This window comes from Geopseudomonas sagittaria (assembly GCF_900115715.1).
Taxonomy (GTDB): Bacteria; Pseudomonadota; Gammaproteobacteria; order Pseudomonadales; family Pseudomonadaceae; genus Geopseudomonas; species Geopseudomonas sagittaria.
In genome coordinates this window covers 173,884-189,982 of sequence record NZ_FOXM01000003.1, presented here as the reverse complement: position 1 = coordinate 189,982, position 16,099 = coordinate 173,884, and the positions used below count along the sequence as shown (strand labels likewise).

At 66.1% G+C, this 16,099-nt stretch carries 14 protein-coding genes; 9 read left to right on the top strand and 5 right to left on the bottom strand.

Annotated elements, in window-relative coordinates:
• The first annotated feature begins 5 nt into the window (after positions 1-5).
• Genes BM297_RS05050 through BM297_RS05040 form a run of 3 tightly spaced genes read left to right on the top strand, consistent with a single transcriptional unit; the run spans position 6 to position 3,168 of the window.
• A complete protein-coding gene (locus BM297_RS05050; protein WP_092428940.1) occupies positions 6-1,379 on the top strand; it encodes an FAD-dependent oxidoreductase in 1,374 nt (457 codons plus the stop codon).
• A gap of 14 nt (positions 1,380-1,393) precedes the next feature.
• Entirely contained in the window at positions 1,394-2,185 is a 792-nt protein-coding gene (locus BM297_RS05045) for an electron transfer flavoprotein subunit beta/FixA family protein (RefSeq protein ID WP_092428938.1), read from the top strand.
• Positions 2,182-3,168 carry an electron transfer flavoprotein subunit alpha/FixB family protein gene (locus BM297_RS05040; protein WP_092428936.1) on the top strand — a complete coding sequence of 329 codons (987 nt, stop codon included), beginning with the start codon at positions 2,182-2,184 and terminating at the stop codon, positions 3,166-3,168. Before BM297_RS05045 ends, BM297_RS05040 begins: the two co-directional genes overlap by 4 nt.
• A gap of 109 nt (positions 3,169-3,277) precedes the next feature.
• Here the strand turns inward: BM297_RS05040 and BM297_RS21445 are convergent, their stop codons facing one another.
• From BM297_RS21445 to BM297_RS05025, 4 genes are all read right to left on the bottom strand, one after another.
• Positions 3,278-5,350 (bottom strand): hypothetical protein, encoded by a 2,073-nt coding sequence (locus BM297_RS21445; RefSeq protein WP_139231019.1) that lies wholly within the window; start codon positions 5,348-5,350, stop codon positions 3,278-3,280.
• Between the two features lie 475 nt (positions 5,351-5,825).
• Positions 5,826-7,040 carry a type II toxin-antitoxin system HipA family toxin gene (locus BM297_RS05035; RefSeq protein ID WP_092428934.1) on the bottom strand — a complete coding sequence of 405 codons (1,215 nt, stop codon included), beginning with the start codon at positions 7,038-7,040 and terminating at the stop codon, positions 5,826-5,828.
• Positions 7,037-7,354, bottom strand: coding sequence for a helix-turn-helix domain-containing protein (locus BM297_RS05030; RefSeq protein ID WP_092428932.1), 318 nt, complete (start codon positions 7,352-7,354; stop codon positions 7,037-7,039). Before BM297_RS05030 ends, BM297_RS05035 begins: the two co-directional genes overlap by 4 nt.
• A gap of 57 nt (positions 7,355-7,411) precedes the next feature.
• A complete protein-coding gene (locus BM297_RS05025) occupies positions 7,412-8,374 on the bottom strand; it encodes a LysR family transcriptional regulator (protein WP_245768211.1) in 963 nt (320 codons plus the stop codon).
• A gap of 86 nt (positions 8,375-8,460) precedes the next feature.
• On the opposite strand from BM297_RS05025, the gene BM297_RS05020 reads away from it, so the two are divergent.
• From BM297_RS05020 to BM297_RS05005, 4 genes are all read left to right on the top strand, one after another.
• Positions 8,461-9,906 (top strand): FAD-dependent oxidoreductase, encoded by a 1,446-nt coding sequence (locus BM297_RS05020; RefSeq protein WP_092428930.1) that lies wholly within the window; start codon positions 8,461-8,463, stop codon positions 9,904-9,906.
• A 1-nt stretch (position 9,907) separates the two neighbouring features.
• Entirely contained in the window at positions 9,908-10,639 is a 732-nt protein-coding gene (locus BM297_RS05015) for an SDR family NAD(P)-dependent oxidoreductase (RefSeq protein WP_092428928.1), read from the top strand.
• Between the two features lie 25 nt (positions 10,640-10,664).
• On the top strand, positions 10,665-11,240 hold the full coding sequence (locus BM297_RS05010; protein WP_092428926.1) for a cysteine hydrolase family protein: 576 nt from the start codon (positions 10,665-10,667) through the stop codon (positions 11,238-11,240).
• A gap of 136 nt (positions 11,241-11,376) precedes the next feature.
• Positions 11,377-11,883, top strand: coding sequence for a DUF1993 domain-containing protein (locus tag BM297_RS05005; protein ID WP_092428924.1), 507 nt, complete (start codon positions 11,377-11,379; stop codon positions 11,881-11,883).
• 139 nt (positions 11,884-12,022) lie between these two features.
• Here BM297_RS05005 and BM297_RS05000 read toward each other — a convergent pair whose 3' ends face one another.
• Positions 12,023-13,876 carry a sigma-54-dependent Fis family transcriptional regulator gene (locus tag BM297_RS05000; RefSeq protein WP_092428922.1) on the bottom strand — a complete coding sequence of 618 codons (1,854 nt, stop codon included), beginning with the start codon at positions 13,874-13,876 and terminating at the stop codon, positions 12,023-12,025.
• A 368-nt stretch (positions 13,877-14,244) separates the two neighbouring features.
• Between BM297_RS05000 and BM297_RS04995 the strand changes: the two genes are divergently transcribed.
• Both BM297_RS04995 and BM297_RS04990 read left to right on the top strand, forming a co-directional pair.
• Positions 14,245-15,144 (top strand): VOC family protein, encoded by a 900-nt coding sequence (locus BM297_RS04995; RefSeq protein WP_092428920.1) that lies wholly within the window; start codon positions 14,245-14,247, stop codon positions 15,142-15,144.
• A 22-nt stretch (positions 15,145-15,166) separates the two neighbouring features.
• Positions 15,167-16,045, top strand: coding sequence for an alpha/beta fold hydrolase (locus BM297_RS04990; protein ID WP_092428918.1), 879 nt, complete (start codon positions 15,167-15,169; stop codon positions 16,043-16,045).
• The last annotated feature ends 54 nt before the right edge of the window (positions 16,046-16,099 follow it).

The following is a 16,099-nucleotide window of genomic DNA, read 5'->3' as shown; positions in this document are numbered from 1 at the left end:
CCGACATGAGCGAGATCCTGAATACCCAACTGCTGGTGATCGGCGGCGGCCTGGCCGGCTTCGCCGCGGCCCTGAGCGCCGCCGAAGCGGGGCTGGACGTGCTGCTGCTGGAGAAGACCGCCGCCACCGGCGGCTCCTCGGCGATGAGCGGCGGCTGCCTGGCCTTCGCCGGCACCGACCTGCAGAACGAGCGCGGCATCGAGGATTCCTCCGCGCTGCTGCTGCGCGACCTGATCGAGGTCGGCAAGGGCGAGTGCGACGAAGAAATCGTCCGCGCCTACACCGACCACCAGCTGGCCACCTACGAATGGCTCAAGGCCCACGGCGTAGTGTTCCAGCCGGTGATCGAGACCGCCTCCGGGCAGTCGGTGCCGCGCGTGCACAACGTCGATCCGGCCGACATGGTGCGCCAGCTGGAGCTGGTCGCGCTGAACACCGGCAAGGTCGAGGTGCTGCGCAACACCCGCGCCCGTCGCCTGCTGCGCAGCGCCGGCGGGCGGGTGGTCGGCGCCAGCGCCGAGCGCGATGGCCTGCCCCTGGAAGTGCGCGCCGCGCGCGGGGTGATCCTCGCCTGCGGCGGCTTCGTCCACGACCGCGAGCTGATCCACCGCTTCGCCCCGCTGTACGACAACGCGGTGTTCATCGGCGGCGAGGGCAACCAGGGCGACGGCCTACGCATGGCCTGGGCGCTGGGCGCCGATGTGCGCGACATGGTCCACATCAAGGGCACCTTCGGCAAACACCCGATGGACGAGAACAACCACCACGCCTGCCTGGCCGTGTACAAGGGCGCCATCGCGGTCAACCAGGAGGGCCGCCGCTACGTCGACGAATCACTGTCCTACAAGCTGCTCGGCGATGCCTGCATGCAGCAGTCCTACGGCGTGACCTACCAGATCCTCGACCGCGACATCATGGAAAGCGGCGACGACCGCGTGCGGATCCTCGACTTCGAGCGCCGCCTGGAGGAAGGCCTGTTCGTCGAGGCCGACAGCCTGGAACAGCTGGCCAAGCTGCTGGAGCTGCCGGTCGACGACTTCCTCGCCGAGGTGGCCGCCTACAACGCCGCGGTCAGCCAAGGCGAGCCTCCGGCCTTCGGCCGCCGCCACCTGGTCCACCAGCACGGCGCGCTGCGCACCATCGCCCGCCCGCCGTTCTACGCCTACCCGTCCAGCGCCGCGGTGTTCGGCACCTACTGCGGGGTCAAGGTCGATGCGCAGATGCGCGTGCACGACGTGTTCGGCGCGCCCATCGACGGACTGCTGGCCGCCGGCGAGATGGTCGGCGGACTGCACGGCGCCGCCTACATGACCGGCTCGGCGCTGGGCAAGGCGGCGATCTTCGGCCGCCTGGCCGCCACCACCGCCTGCAACGGCTGAAGGGGGAAGGGCCGATGAACATCTTGGTACTGCTGGCCGGCGTGGCCGACGTCCGCTACCCGCTGCACGACATCCGCATCGACGCCGCCGGGCTGATCGAGGAGAGCGGCCAGTCGCGCCGCCAGCTCGGCCCGTTCGACGAGGGCGCCCTGGAGCTGGCGCTCAAGCTGCGCGACGCCCGCGAGGACTGCTGCATCGAGGTGCTGGTGCTCGGCGGCAGCAACAACGACAACCTGCTGCGCAGCGTCGCCGCCTTCAAGCCCGACCGCCTGCGCCTGCTCGACCTGCAGCCGTGCCGGCCGTGGGACGCGCGCCTCAGCGCGGCGCAGATCGCCGGGCTGATCGCTGCGGAAGGCAGCCCCGACCTGCTGCTGATCGGCCGCGAGTTCGGCGACCTCGACGAGGGCAGCCTGCCGGTGCTGCTCGCCGCGCGCCTCGGCCTGCCGCTGTTCGCCCTGGCCCAGTACGCCGAATGGCAGGACGGCCGCGTGCGCCTGCTGCGCGAGCGCGGCATCCGCCAGCAGTGGCACAGCGTCGCCGGCCCGCTGCTGGCCACGGTGACCAACGACCGGCGCAACAAGCTGCGCCACCCGCTGATGAAGAACGTGATGCTGGCCAAGAAGATGACCTTCGACAGCGTCACCGCCAGTGCGGCAGCGGACAGCGACGTCCGCCTCGCCGACCTGGCCCCGGCCCGCGAAGTGCAGCGCGGCGGTCAGTGCCGGCTGCTGCACGGCGACGTGCCGAGCCAGGCCCGTGCGCTGGCCGGTTACCTGCGTGGCGAAGATGAGGAGAACGCGGCATGAGCGCGCAGCGCGAGATTCTGGCCCTGATCCCCCTGGCCTGGGGCGAGGACGCCCTCGACATGACCCTCGGCGCCGCCCAGCGGGTGGCCGCCGACGCCGGCCTCGGTTTCGCCGCGCTGCTGCTCGGCAACGCCGGCAACGAGGAAGGCGCCCGCCGCGCGGCCGCCGCCGGCGCCGCGCGCATCTGCCTGGCCGCGCATGGCGGGCTGGCTCTCGACGCCGAACCCGCCGCCCTGGCACTGGCCGGCGCCGACGCGGTGCGCCGTCAGCCCGCCGCCGCGCAGCGCCTGCTGCTGGTGCCGCCGGGCGCCGACGGCGAGGAGTTGGCCGCACACCTGGCGGCGGCGCTGGACGCCCAGCCCCTCGGCCGCTGCAGCGCGCTGCGCTGGACGGTGGAAGGGTTGCAGGCCGAACGCGCCACCTGGGGCGGCCGCCTGCGTCTGGGCGTGACCCAGGCCAGCGGCAACGCCGTCGCCTGCCTGCGCCTCGGCAAGGCCGAGCCGGCCGCTGGCGCCGAGCCGCCGTGCGAGCGCCTGGAGCTGGACACCGAGCTGCCCGCGCCGCTGGCGGTGGAGGAGAGCACCAGCGGCCAGCGCCTGCCGCCGGTGGAGAGCGCGCGCATCGTGGTTTCCGGCGGCCGCGGGGTCAACGAACAGGGCTTCGCCCTGCTCGAGGAACTGGCCGAACGCCTGTACGGCAGCCTCGGCGGCAGCCTGCCGGCGGTCGACGCCGGCATGGTCCCGGTGGTGCGCCAGGTCGGCGTCTCCGGCAAGTTCGTCAGTCCGGACATCTACCTCGCCGTCGGCATCTCCGGCACCCCGCAGCACCTCGCCGGCATCAGCCCGGACACCCGCATCGTCGCCATCAACAAGGACCCGGCGGCGGACATCTTCAAGGTCGCCAGCGTTGGTGTGGTGGGGGATTGGGAGCAGCTGTTGCCGGAGTTGTTGAGGGTGGTGGGGGAGGGAGGGGTGGTGTCCTGAGACTTGGGATGTTGGTGGGGATGCTGGGAGGCGTTTCCACCATACCTACTCTGGCCGTATGTCCGGAAATGACCCCCGCCCAGATATTCACGTTAACCTCACGGCACCATTATTCGCTGAGCATGTTCCGAAGTGCGGGGCCGGATCGGCTGCCGCTCGGTATTGCTAAGACCTCTGAATAAAGCGCAATGATAGCCGCGCAGAGTGAGGCGGGATCATCCTTATGGTTAGCCGGATTCGCCAAAACCTCAAGTGTCCACGGGTACTCCTGCACAACCCTCATAACTGCCGCTTCCAAATCGGACTGAATCTGGGGGGTGGATCCAGATTCTTGCGGATTCGTTCTGGCGCCTTTGATAACGGCCGCCAATGCATCAAAGTTTTCAATTAGCATGTCTTTAGGTAGTAGATGCTGAAAGTCTAGAGTGGATTTCGCGAGCTCCGGGTATGCAAAGTCAGTGCAGTATTGCGGGTTCAGTTTTGCAAGGTGTATCATCTGCGCGATCTGGGAGCGCCAGTATCGGATTAGCGCCTCGTTGGGTGCCTTCTTGAGGTACGTCGGAATCAATTCACCCAAGAATATAGAGCGGATTTCATTCTGAATTTCGATTTCTGCTCGTCCCTTCTGAATCCCGGCGACAAAAATGTTTCGCAGTCTTGCGTAGTTCGGTTGGTCATATTGAGCGAGTGCTGAAAAGGCCGGGTTAGTGAGCAAGCCCGACTCAATTTTTTGAGCATCTCTCCATTGAGTGACGCCAGATAGTCCGAAGTGCCGTGAGTCGACAACTGAATCGATAATCTTTGCTCTTAATAGTTCATCCTTGCTTGGGTACCACATATCCTTCGGCGAAGTGGACAGAGCATGATCGATAAAGCTGTTGGGCGCACCATGATCTTTTAACGTTCTCCGGAATTCGTCGTTAATTTCTTTAAGTGCTTCTCCGCTCAATTCGCCGAGTGACATGCTGTGAAAACCAAGTCGGCCACTTTCACCGAGATACCTTTCTCGGCCTGCAAGGAAGGCGAAAGAACAAGCACTGACGCAGTCGGCCGACGTGTATGTGATCAAACCTTTTTCTTTGATCGTTTTATAGAGCTGGTATGCCTCATTCATTCGGCCTCCTTGGCTATTTAAGTGAATTACCTGAATGGCTGGGGCTGCATCGAGGAACTTCTTGATAGCATCGGTAGTTCCGAATGGCATTCCGCCTGCTAACTCTAGCTCAGTGCCATCCCGAAGGAGGCGAATTGCATGTGGAGGTGTACTGTCTAGACCTGCAAGCAACTTGGCGCCCTCGGATATGAGGGGGACTCCCATGGTGGTGAAGTCAACCGCCGCGCGCAATAGTCCTAAAATTACCATCACTTTCGCAAGACTAGCCCAGATTGCTTTTCCACCCCTCTGACTATGCTTGTTGGCTGACCTCCATATTCCGACCAGTTGCCATAATGATAATGGGATGATGAATCCATAAAATGCCAAGATGACAGCGCCAGAAGTCCTTGGTCCGAGTTCTCGCAATCCGTTAATCGAACCAGTCGCTGCACTTATGGCGACCACGACAATAGTAAGCAAAGAACCGATGACCCAATACGAAAAGCCCAGAGAGTAGTCGCCTCTCCAATGCGTCACAAGGAAGTTGGTCTTTCGTGCTGACGGTCGGCGGGTATTGCTGGTTGATTCGGTTGCTCCTTTGACAGTTTCTCTCAAGTGCAGTAACCCTGCCGACGGAGACTCGACTTGCGACAGCTGGGTGCCACACTTATAGCAATAGCCAGCTTCGGTTGAATTGTCGGTGCCGCATTTTGCACAGAGCAATCTTCCTCTTATCTGCAACTCTAATTCTTGAATTGAGCCGTGTTGCTCAGCGGCGTCGGCTTGAATGGGCTGTGAGGCGGTCTTGTGCGTCAAGTGCTGTTTGATCGCCCACGCAACGGTTACTAAAAAGGCCAGAAGTCCGCCTGGATTAATTTGTTCTCCACCGCCAACGTACCCGGCGTATACAAAAAATGCTGCGACCAGTATTGACAGAACTCGTAGGGTGATCGAGGTTCCCGGTTTGCGTTTGGGCGAGCCTGCGAACTGAAGCAGAATGGAGGACGCAACCATGGGAATGATGAACCCAGCAGACCAAAATCCAAGTTGGCTCGCTGTCGTGTTCATGAGCGAAGTGTTGTACATACTCCCTCCATCTTTGTGCCTTTTCGTTGCGCGGAGTCGTAGGTGCAGCCGCCTAATTCTAAATAGACCCCAAGCGGGGTGATAGTGCCTTCGCGGGCTTGGCGGATAGCATTCCTTGTTCTCTCGCCCACCCTCTGACTAGACCGGGCATTGTGACAGCCTGGTAACTGCTGAAAGTGGGGCATGCGCCATGGACGGAAAGCCCAATCTGCTCAATCAGTTCCGGCAGTAGAAGGAAGCATAGCTACTCAATCCCCACCCCCTCCACCCCACATGCAACCCCACACTCGCCCCCGGCGCCGGTCGGCGCTGGGCGTCCAGGCTCGCCAGCAGGAACTTGATGCAGGCGCGGGTGCGTGGGGTGACGAAGCGGGACTTGGGGTGACGGTGAAGAAGGTGCGCCCGCACGCCTGCCAGCCGGCGAATAGTTCCACCAGCTTGCCGCTCTGGTCGAGCGGCCGGGAAGCATGCCCGGCTATGCCACTGCACTGCGACAATCCTCAATCACCTGTGTGATCTGCGCCACCGTATTGCGCCGGATCGGGTGTCCGCTCGCCCGCTGGCGGAAATGCCCGGCCTGTTCGAGGATGCGCTCGATGATCGCGTTGGCTTCGGCAGGCTCCACCCCGCCCTGGCTGGCGAGGGTGAGCAGGTGGGTGCGGGTGATGCGGCGCCCTTCGCCGCAGATGTCGGTCTGGTGTTCGCCGCCCGGTCCCTGGCTGAAGGTCAGGTCGTAGGCCGGGGCGAGGCGCCAGCGGCGGTCGCTGTCCAGCCGGTAGGCGAAGTTCTTCGCGTGGTCGTCGCGGTTGTGCAACACCACGTTGAATACCGCGTGGGCGAAGGCCTGTTCCACTTCGCGCTGGTCTCTGGTCATCAGGCGGGTAGCGCGCAGGAGGGTGGTGTAGTCCACCGAGGGCAGGCGGAAGTCGGTATGCAGCAGACCGGCCAGGCTGTGCACCGGCACACGCTGTTCGCCGGCGCGGTCGAAGCGGGCAATGCCGAAGCCGGCCAGCTTGGGCGACAGGTCGAAGTAGGTGGTGGCGGGCATGCGTAGCCCGCAGGCGCGCGCCAGTTCGGCGTACAGGTTCTCGATGGCGCACACCTCCTTGTGCTCGCCCTGGGCCTGGAACTTCACCAGCCAGGGTTCGCCGGGGGCGTCGGACAGGGTGCTGACCTGCTGCGCCTGCAGGTCATACTGCACCAGCGCCTTGGGGCGGGCGCCCTGGGGCGATCCGCCGGTGAGCACCAGCTCCATCAGCACGGCGGATTCCTCGCCGGCGAGCACCTGCTGCGATTCCTGCGCCAGCGCCAGCAGCTGCAGCTCGGCTTCCGGCAGCGGCGTGTCTGCGGCGGGGACGAAGCTCAGCGCCCCCAGAGCACGGTCGCCGATGAAGGCCAGACGGTCGAGTGGGCCGGGGCTGATGCCCTGCCTGCGGAACAGCCGATCCATCAGCAGCAGGCCCCAGCCATCGGGGAGGGCGTCGGCCACCAGTCCCGGCAGGCGGTGCTGGTAGGCCGGAAAGCCGCCGTATGCCTGCGCGCGCAGCTTGAGGTGGCGGGGCGACAGCTCCAGCTTCTGGGCCAGTGCCTCGGTGGAGTACTCGAACAGCAGGCTGGTGCCGTCGTCGGCCAGGGTGCCCAGCCGCCAGTGCTCGCCCCAGCCGCAGTAGTAGACGTCGAGCTTTTTCATGGGCGCTTTCTCCGCGGCGCCCGTACCCGCTGGGTCTGCCGGGCCTGTTCGGCCTGCTCCATCTGGGCGATGGATTGGCTGGGCAGCACGAACAGCGCTTGCAGCTCATCGGTCAGCCCGAGAGCCTGTACCACGCGCACCACGGTTTCCAGCGAGGAGGTGCCGTTGCCCTCCAGCTTCTTGATGGTGCCGGGAGCGACACCGGCCATACCGGCCAGCTCCTGCTGGGTCAGCGCCTGGGCCAGTCGCTGGAGGCGCAAGCGCTGCCCCAGTTCCTGCAGAATCTCGCTGCGGTCTGCGAATGAGAAGTCCACTATATTGACCCTTGGCAGGTGAATATCCGGTTAAAGGATATCATAGTGGCTCTAATCTCACCCCCGCCCCCGTCTCCCCACATGCAACCCCACACTCGCCCCCGGCGCCGGCCGGCGCTGGGCGTCCAGGCTCGCCAGCAGGAATTCGATGAAGGCGCGGGTGCGCGGGGCGACGAAGCGGGACTTGGGGGTGACGGTGAAGAAGGTGCGGCCGTAGGTCTGCCAGCCGGGGAACAGTTCCACCAGCTTGCCTTGGGAGAGCAGTCGGTTGACGAAGACGTCCAGCACGTAGATGAAGCCCTGGTCGGCCAGCGCGGCGTCGATCAGGGCGTCGGTGCTGTTGAAGTGCAGCTTGCCCACCGGCTGCAAGTCGTGGGCTTCCTGGCCGTGGGTGAACGACCACGCCGCCGGGGTGAAGCTGCCCTTGCGGAACAGGCCCAGGCACTGGGCCGGGTCGAGCTGGCTGGGGTGCTCCGGGGTGCCCAGGCGCTCCAGCAGCGCCGGCGTGGCGCAGGCGACGTAGTGGGCCTGGTACAGCGGGCGGGCGACCAGGTCGGCGTCGTTGACCGAGTCGATGCGGATGGCCATGTCGGTGCCGCTCTCGATCAGCCCCTCGGGGTGGTCGGTCAGGCGCAGGGCGATGCGCAGGTCCGGGTGGCGGGCGCCGAATTCGGCGAGCAGCGGCGCCATCACGTCCTTGCCGAAGGCGGCCGGCGACTCGATGCACAGCTGGCCCTGGACGCTGGCGGTCTGCTCCATCACCTCGGATTCGGCCTGCTCGACCTGGCGCAGCAGCTCGACGCAGTGCTTGAAGTAGCGCTCGCCGGCGTCTGTCAGGCGCAGGGTGCGGGTGTTGCGGCTGAGCAGGGTGACGCCCAGATGGGTCTCCAGGTTGCGCACGCTGGCGGTCACTGTGGCGTTGGCGATGTCCAGCGATTCGGCGGCGCGGTTGAAGCTGGCGCATTCCACCACGCGGGTGAACACCTGCATGGCCCAGAGTTTGTCGATCCGGCTCTTCATCTTTTTCTAATGCCCCATTAGTTCAGCCGGCCTCGAATCGAGACGCGCGGATTTCTATCGTAACAACCAGCTCAAGGAGGCACAAAATGACTGATCTTAATTTCGACCTGATTGTGGTTGGTTGCGGCGCCGCGGGGCTTTCCACCGCGGTATCGGCGGCGGAAAACGGTCTGCGCGTGGCGGTGCTGGAGCGGGCGAGGAAGGAGGAGCGCGGCGGGCAGACCCGCTTCACCGAGGCCTACTTCCGCATGAAGAGCCACGAGGAGGTGACCGACGACTTCGACGCCTTCCTGGCGGAAAACTCGGGCTTCTACCAGGACCCGGACTTCGTCGCCGAGAGCCTCAGCGAGCGCAGCGCCTGGTCGGTGCAGACCCGCGCGCTGGCGGCCATCGACGCCAACGTGATCGGCACCTTCGCCGCCGAGGTGCCGGGCACCGTGCAGTGGCTGAAGGACAACGGCGTGAAGTTCGACTTCCTGCCCACCCAGTTCCTCACCAGCACCCAGCCGCGCCTGCTGCCGGTGGGCGGCGGCGAGGCCATCGTCGAGGCGCTGGCGGCGCGTGCCGAGGCGCTCGGCGCCGAGTTCTTCTACGAGACCACGGCGCGCGGCCTGCTCACCGCCGGCTGCAACGAGGTGGTCGGCCTGCGCGCGTACTCGCCGGCACGCGGCGAGATCCGTTTCGGCGGCGCGGTGATGCTGGCCTGCGGCGGCTTCGAGGGCAACCTGGAGATGCTCAGCCGCTACGTCGGCCCGCGCGCCTCCTTCATGCGCCCGGTGTGCAAGGGCGGCTACTACAACCGCGGCGAGGGCATCCAGATGGCGCTGGAGATCGGCGCCGCCGCCGCCGGCGAGTACGGCAGCTACCACGCCGAGCCGGTCGACCCGCGCTCGGGCATCTCCGAGCCGTCGATCTTCATCTTTCCCTACGGCGTGCTGCTCAACAAGGAAGGCCTGCGCTTCACCGACGAGGCGCCGGGCACCGTGGACGCCTGGTACGAGCGCGTCACCCGCAAGATCTTCGCCCAGACCGATGGCATCGCCTGGGTGATCCTCGACCAGAAGGTCAAGGACATCCCCAACTACCGCCTGGGCATCCGTACCGACCAGCCGGCCATCGAGGGCGCGAGCCTGGCCGAACTGGCGACCAAGCTCGGCCTGCCGGTGGCGGCGGTGGAGCGCAGCGTGGCCGAGTACAACGCCGCCTGCCGCCCCGGCGAGTACCGCCCGCTGCAGCTCGACGGCCTGGCCACCGAGGGCCTGCATCCGCCGAAGAGCAACTGGGCGCTGCCGCTCGACAAGGGCCCGTACCTGGCGTACCCGATCATCTCGGCCAACGTGTTCACCTTCGGCGGCCTGAAGACCGACGAGCAGGCGCGGGTGATCAATGTCGACGGCGAGCCGATCCGCAACCTGTACGCCGCCGGGGAAACCGCCGGCATGTACTTCGGCAACTACTGCGGCGGCACCTCGGTGCTGCGCGGCCTGGTGTTCGGCCGCATCGCCGGCCACACCGCTGCGGAGCGCCGCTGAGATGGCCGTGGCAGTGGTGACCGGCGCCGGCGGCGCCATCGGCAGCGCGGTGTGCCGGCTGCTGGCGGCGCAGGGCTACCGGGTGGCGGCGCTCGACCTCAGCGAGCCGGCGACGCTGCCGGCCGGCACCTGGTTCCGCGCCTGCGACGTGTCCGCGCGCGCCGCCGTGGCGGCGGCGGTGGAGGAGGTCGAGCGCGAGCTGGGCGAGATCGACGCGCTGGTCAACGTGGCCGGGGTGGTCTCCAGGGGCAGCGCGCTGGATCTGGACGAGGCCGAGCTGCAGCGGGTGCTGCGCATCAACGTGCAGGGCACGCTGATCCCGTGCCAGCTGGTCGGCCGGCGCATGGCCGACCGTTGCCGCGGCGCCATCGTCAACATCGGCTCGGTGGTCGGCAAGAACGGCGGCAATGCCCGCCCGTGGCTGGACCCGGCCGAGCAGGCCAGCGCCGGCAACGTGGCCTACGGCATGTCCAAGGCGGCGGTGCACAGCCTGACCCAGTTCCTCGCCAAGGAGCTGGCCAGCCGCGGCGTGCGGGTCAACGCCGTGGCGCCCGGCCCGATCGCCACCGACATGACCACCACCTTCCCCGAGACCCTGCGCGCGCTGATCCCGCTCGGGCGCATGGGCCGCGCCGAGGAGGTCGCCGAGGCGGTGGCCTTCCTGCTCTCCGACAAGGCCGGCTTCATCAGCGGCGAAATCCTCGACATCAACGGCGCCCTGTGGTGCGACTGATTCAACCCAGCAGAGACTTGAAACAATGAAGAGCATCTATCTGGTTCTGGACATGCAGAACGACCTGATCCACGAAGACGGCGCCAGCGGCAAGTCGCCGCTGGGCGAGCAGGTGCGCTCGCGCGAGATCATTGCGCGCACCGCCGCGGCCATCGAGAAGGCGCGCGGCAAGGGCATCCCGGTGGCCTTCGTGCGCGTGGCGTTCTCCGACGATCACCGCGAGGCCAACCCGAACTCGCAGGTGTTCGGCCCGATCGCCAGGAACGGCATCCTCAAGATGAACGCCTGGGGTGGCCAGGTGCACGCGGCGCTGGCGCCGCAGGCCGGCGAGTGGGACATCGTCAAGCACCGCGTCTCGCCGTTCTACCAGACCCGGCTGGAGCTGCTGCTCAAGCGCGAGGGCATCGAGCGCATCTACTGCAGCGGGGTGAGCACCCAGGCGGTGGTCCAGGCCACCGTGCGCGACGCCCACGACCGTGACTTCGACGTGGTGCTGCTGGAGGACTGCTGCGCCTCGCCGTCGGCCGAGGAGCACGCCAACTCGGTGGCCAGCATCGCGCGCTTCTGCACGGCGGCCAATTCCGAGACGGCCTTCGGCTGAGGGGAGCAACCCGTGCGCTGGCGCTCATGCAGGGTGGGCGCCATCGGCTATCTTGAAGTCGTCAACGCCGAGCAGCACGGCGTTATTGCAACCCCGGATCGGGCGCCAGCCCGATCCCCCTGCCAGGAATCAGCGCATGTCCCTCTCCATGTACCAAGCTTCCATCCCGATGCTCCTCCGTGGCCTGGATAATCTGGCGGCCATCCTCGCCAAGGCTGCCGCCCATGCCGCCGCGCGGAAAATCGCCCCGGAAGTCTTCCTTAACGCCCGGCTCGCTCCCGACATGCTGCCGCTGGTGCGTCAGGTGCAGATCGTCTCCGACACGGCCAAGGGCTGTGCCGCGCGTCTGGCCGGTATCGAGGTGCCGAGCTATGCCGATACCGAAACCAGCTTTGCCGAGTTGCAGGAACGCCTCGCCAAGACCGTGGCCTTCCTGAAGAGCGTGGCGCCGGAGCAGGTCGACGGCAGCGAGGAGCGCGCCATCGTGCTCAAGGCCCACGACCAGGAAATCCACTTCACCGGGCGAACCTATCTGCTGGGCTTCGTCCTGCCCAACTTCTATTTCCACCTGACCACCGCTTACGCCATCTTGCGCCACAACGGTGTCGAGCTCGGCAAGAAGGACTATCTGGGCGAGGCTTGACGCTCGGCAGGGCCGGGATGGCTCGCGGATCGCCGCGGGCTGTCCGCAGGCTTGCAGGGCGATCCCGCTGCCGCTAGCGGCCACGGGTGCCTTTCTTCCGGGGCCGATGGCAACGCCGCAAGCCTGAGGCGCCGAGCTTTCAGGACTCCCCGCTCGGCGCCATCTTCTTCAGCCGGTAGTCGAGTTGGGCGCGGGTCATGCCGAGCAGGGTGGCGGCCTTGGACACGTTGCCCTCGCACTGCTCCATGGCGACCTCGATGTACACCTCCTCGATATCCGGCAGCTTGACCGGCCCGCGCTGCAGGGTGCGCTTGGCCAGATTGAGCAGTTGCTCGTGGCTGGCGTTTTCCTGCTGGGCGAGGCCGACCCCGGACGGCTCGCTTTCCGGCAGGCGGATGCCGATGGCCGGACCGGCCTCCCAGCTGACCGTGCCAACGCGCTCGCGCTGTCCGCTCTGGTTGAGGCCGGAGAGGTGGCGCAGGTCGATGGCGTCGTCGTCATCGGCGAGGATCACCGCGCGTTCGATGACGTTCTCGAACTCGCGGATATTGCCCGGCCAGTGATGGTCGAGAAGCGCCTGCAGCGCCCGCGGGGTGATGCCGGCCAGCCGCCGGCCGTGCAGCGCCGACAGCTTGGTGACGCACACGTCCAGCAGCAGCGGCAGGTCGTCCTTGCGCTCGCGCAGCGGGGCGATGGTCACCGGGAACACGTTGAGCCGGTAGAACAGGTCGCTGCGAAAGCGTCCCTCCTTGACCGCCACGGTCAGATCCTCGTTGGTCGCGGCGATCACCCGCACGTCCACCTTGATGGTCTTGTTGCTGCCCAGGCGCTCCAGCTCGCCGCTCTGCAGCACCCGCAGCAGCTTGCTCTGCGCGGTCATGCTGAGGGTGCCGATCTCGTCGAGGAAGATGGTGCCGCCATCGGCGTATTCGAAGCGCCCGGCGCGCGGTTCGGTGGCGCCGGAGTAGGCGCCGCGCTGCACGCCGAACAGCTCGGACTCGATCAGCGCCTCGGGGATGGCCGCGCAGTTGATCTCCACGAAGGGGCCGTTCACGCGCCGGCTGTTGGCATGCACCTCGTGGGCGAACATGGTCTTGCCCACGCCGCTCTCGCCGAGCAGCAGAACGGTGGCGTTGGTGGTGGCCACCCGCAGGATCTTGTGCAGCGCCGAATGATAGGCCGCCGAGCTGCCCACCGGGCGATCCAGCTCGACCAGGCTGCTGCGCGGCTGGGTCAGGCCGAAGGGCGCGGCGACCAGGCTGGGCGCCGCGGGTTTCTCGGAGGGTTGGGGTGCCGGCGCGCCGCGGCGATGGTCGGCGGCGCGCGGCTGGAAGTACTTGAGGTCTGCCTCGGCGTCGTCCCATTCCTCCACCGGCCGCGCCACGGCCCGACAGACCTCGTCGCCGCAGGCCCCGCACTCGGTCTCGCGCACCAGGATGCGCTTGCCCATCAGGCGGGTCAGGAAGCCCGAGCTGTAGCCCACTTCCATCCAGCAGACCGGATCGCTGCTGGTGCCGTTGCTGGCCACGTGCAGGTCGCTCTCCACCGAGTGCTTCCAGAGGAACTCGCCGTACAGGTAGCCCTTGCTCTGGTCGAATTCGATGCATATCGGGGTGACCTCGACCATGCCGGCCAGGGCGTGCAGCTGCGCACCGGCGGCGAGGATGTCGAGCTGGGTGCCGCTGGTGCGGGTCTTGATGGCCAGGTCGGCATCGCGCAGGCCGGTGAGATAGCCGATGCGGGTGAACACGCCGCGGGTGAACTCGACCCCCATGGAGTCGATCAGCTCCTGGCGCAGGGCGCCGACGGCTTCGGCTTGCAGCAGGAGCATGCGTTTCTCGCCGAGCCAGATCATCCCTTCCTGGGGGTTGAAGAACAGGTGCTCGGTGAGGTCCTGCATGTCGGGGAAACGCAGGTCGGTGATGATGCCACGCGAGTCGCTGCGCCTTCCCTTGCGTGCGCCTGCGCCGTCTTCGCTCGTGGTCGTGCTCATGTATGTGCCTGTGCTGCTTGTAGTTATCCGCAATTCGCTGCCGAGATTGGTCGCCAGCATCTCCTGTTCGGGAGGCTCCGGACAAGCGTCGTCGACGATTTCACATTTTTCGTTCCGAATTTTCGGTGCCTGCGGAAAATTCGCAAGGGCTGTCCGCCGCAAGGGGCTGCGCAATGCGCCCAGAAATCTCTTTAGCCAAATCCTATCTCGTTGAAAACAAACGGATTCTCAGGATTTGTCGGCGCCTTTTCAGGTGCTGGCACGGGCGTTGCTCTATCTAGGGAAAGCGCCGGCAGCTCTCTCGGCGCAACAGGCCGGGGCGGTGGGCAAGGGTCTCCGGAACAATAAAAACAACAGAGGAACGTGAAGTGGCAGAGATCAACTCACTGGGTTATGTCGGCCTGGGTGTCAGCGATCTGGATCAGTGGCAGTGGTTCGCCACCGAGATCCTCGGTCTGCAGGTTGGCCAGCGCGACGCGCAGGGCATGAGCCTGCGCATGGACGAGCACCAGCAGCGCATCTTCCTGGAAGAGAACAGCATCGACGACCTGCTGGTCGCCGGCTGGGAGCTGAAGACCGAGCGGGCCCTCGAGGAGTATGTGGCCGAGCTGCGCGACAAGGGCGTCGAGGTCACCGCCGTACCGCCGCAGACCCTGCAGCGGCGCAAGGTGGAAAAGGCCTACGCCTGCCAGGACCCCAACGGTTTCACCCATGAGTTCTTCTTCGGCCCGCACGTGGCCAGGCTGCAGGACCCGTTCCGCTCCACTGTGCTGAAAAGCCGCTTCGTCTGCGGCGAGCTGGGCGTCGGTCACATCCTGCCGTTCGCCAAGGCCGGCAAGGGCGAGCAGACCGTGAGCTTCTACAAGGACGTGCTCAAGCTGCGGGTCAGCGACTACATCCGTGAGGAGGTCATGCCCGGCGTGCTGGTGGATGCGACCTTCTTCCACTCCGCCAGCGGCCGCCACCACTCGATCGCCACCGCCGAAAACCCGATGGCCACCAAGACCCTCAACCACCTGATGTTGCAGGTGGAAGACCTCGACGACGTCGGCCTGGCCTATGACCGCACGGTGAAGGCCGGCATTCCGGTGGCCCTGGAGCTGGGTCATCACCCGAACGACCGCATGTTCTCCTTCTACGCGCGCACGCCGTCGGGCTTCAACTTCGAAATGGGCTGGGGCGGCGTGGTGATCGACGACGCCGACTGGGAAGTGCGCAGCTACTCCCAGCTCAGCGACTGGGGCCACAAGCGCAACGTGATTGCCTGACCGAACAAGCGGAGAACCGAACATGAGCATCTGGCTGGACTTTCTGGGCGCCGAGATCCGCTACGTCGATCTGCCCACCTATGGCCGCACCCGCATCGCCGAAGCCGGCCACGGCAAGGCCGAAACGCTGATCCTGATGCACGGCATCGGCGGTCACCTGGAGGCCTACGCCAAGAACGTGGTGGCTCTCGGTGAGCACTATCACGTGATTGCCTTCGACTACGTCGGCCACGGCCTGTCGGCGAAGAAAACCGACATCGAGTACTCGATTGCCGACTACGTCGAGCAGCTACGCGAGCTGATGGATGCGCTGGACATCCCGCAGGCGCACATCTCCGGCGAGTCGCTGGGCGGGGTGGTCACCGGCGACTTCGCGGTGCGCTATCCGCAGCGCATCAAGCGTGCGGTGCTCAACACCACCGGCGGCATTCCGGTGGTCAGCGACAAGGGCCGCGCCGACCTCAAGTACCTGGCCGAACTGTCGGCCCGCAGCTTCGGTCAGGCGCCGACCTTCGAGAGCATCCGCGAGCGCATGCAGTGGCTGCTCTACGAGGGCAACTGGCACCTGCTGACCGACGAGCTGATCCAGTCGCGGCTGACCTTCTACTCCTCGGCGGGCTACCAGCAGTGCGCGCCGCTGATCTACGCGCGCCTGAAGAAGGTCAAGGACGGTGGCAAGCCGGACATGATCGAGCTGGAAAAGGTGCAATGCGAAACCCTGCTGCTGTGGACCACCCACAACCCGATCCACGACGTCGCCGCCGCCGAGGCCGCCCTGCCGCGCCTGCCCAAGGGCCAGTTGTACGTGATGCAGACCGAGGCCGGGCACTGGCCGCAATACGAGGATCCGCAGGAGTTCAACCGGGTGATGTTGCAGTTCCTGGCCAGCGGAAAGCTGTGACGCCCGCCGAACAGGACAGACCTGCCGTTTCGATCCGGATTCCCGATCCGGCTA

Bases quoted from the DNA above. Each gene is read 5' to 3' on its own strand.
- BM297_RS05035 (WP_092428934.1), bottom strand. From the start codon at position 7,040: ATGAAAAAGCTCGACGTCTACTACTGCGGCTGGGGCGAGCACTGGCGG.
- BM297_RS05025 (WP_245768211.1), bottom strand. From the start codon at position 8,374: ATGAAGAGCCGGATCGACAAACTCTGGGCCATGCAGGTGTTCACCCGC.
- BM297_RS05040 (WP_092428936.1), top strand. From the start codon at position 2,182: ATGAGCGCGCAGCGCGAGATTCTGGCCCTGATCCCCCTGGCCTGGGGC.
- BM297_RS05015 (WP_092428928.1), top strand. From the start codon at position 9,908: ATGGCCGTGGCAGTGGTGACCGGCGCCGGCGGCGCCATCGGCAGCGCG.
- BM297_RS05020 (WP_092428930.1), top strand. From the start codon at position 8,461: ATGACTGATCTTAATTTCGACCTGATTGTGGTTGGTTGCGGCGCCGCG.
- BM297_RS05050 (WP_092428940.1), top strand. From the start codon at position 6: ATGAGCGAGATCCTGAATACCCAACTGCTGGTGATCGGCGGCGGCCTG.
- BM297_RS21445 (WP_139231019.1), bottom strand. From the start codon at position 5,350: ATGTACAACACTTCGCTCATGAACACGACAGCGAGCCAACTTGGATTT.
- BM297_RS05010 (WP_092428926.1), top strand. From the start codon at position 10,665: ATGAAGAGCATCTATCTGGTTCTGGACATGCAGAACGACCTGATCCAC.
- BM297_RS04990 (WP_092428918.1), top strand. From the start codon at position 15,167: ATGAGCATCTGGCTGGACTTTCTGGGCGCCGAGATCCGCTACGTCGAT.
- BM297_RS05005 (WP_092428924.1), top strand. From the start codon at position 11,377: ATGTCCCTCTCCATGTACCAAGCTTCCATCCCGATGCTCCTCCGTGGC.
- BM297_RS05045 (WP_092428938.1), top strand. From the start codon at position 1,394: ATGAACATCTTGGTACTGCTGGCCGGCGTGGCCGACGTCCGCTACCCG.
- BM297_RS05000 (WP_092428922.1), bottom strand. From the start codon at position 13,876: ATGAGCACGACCACGAGCGAAGACGGCGCAGGCGCACGCAAGGGAAGG.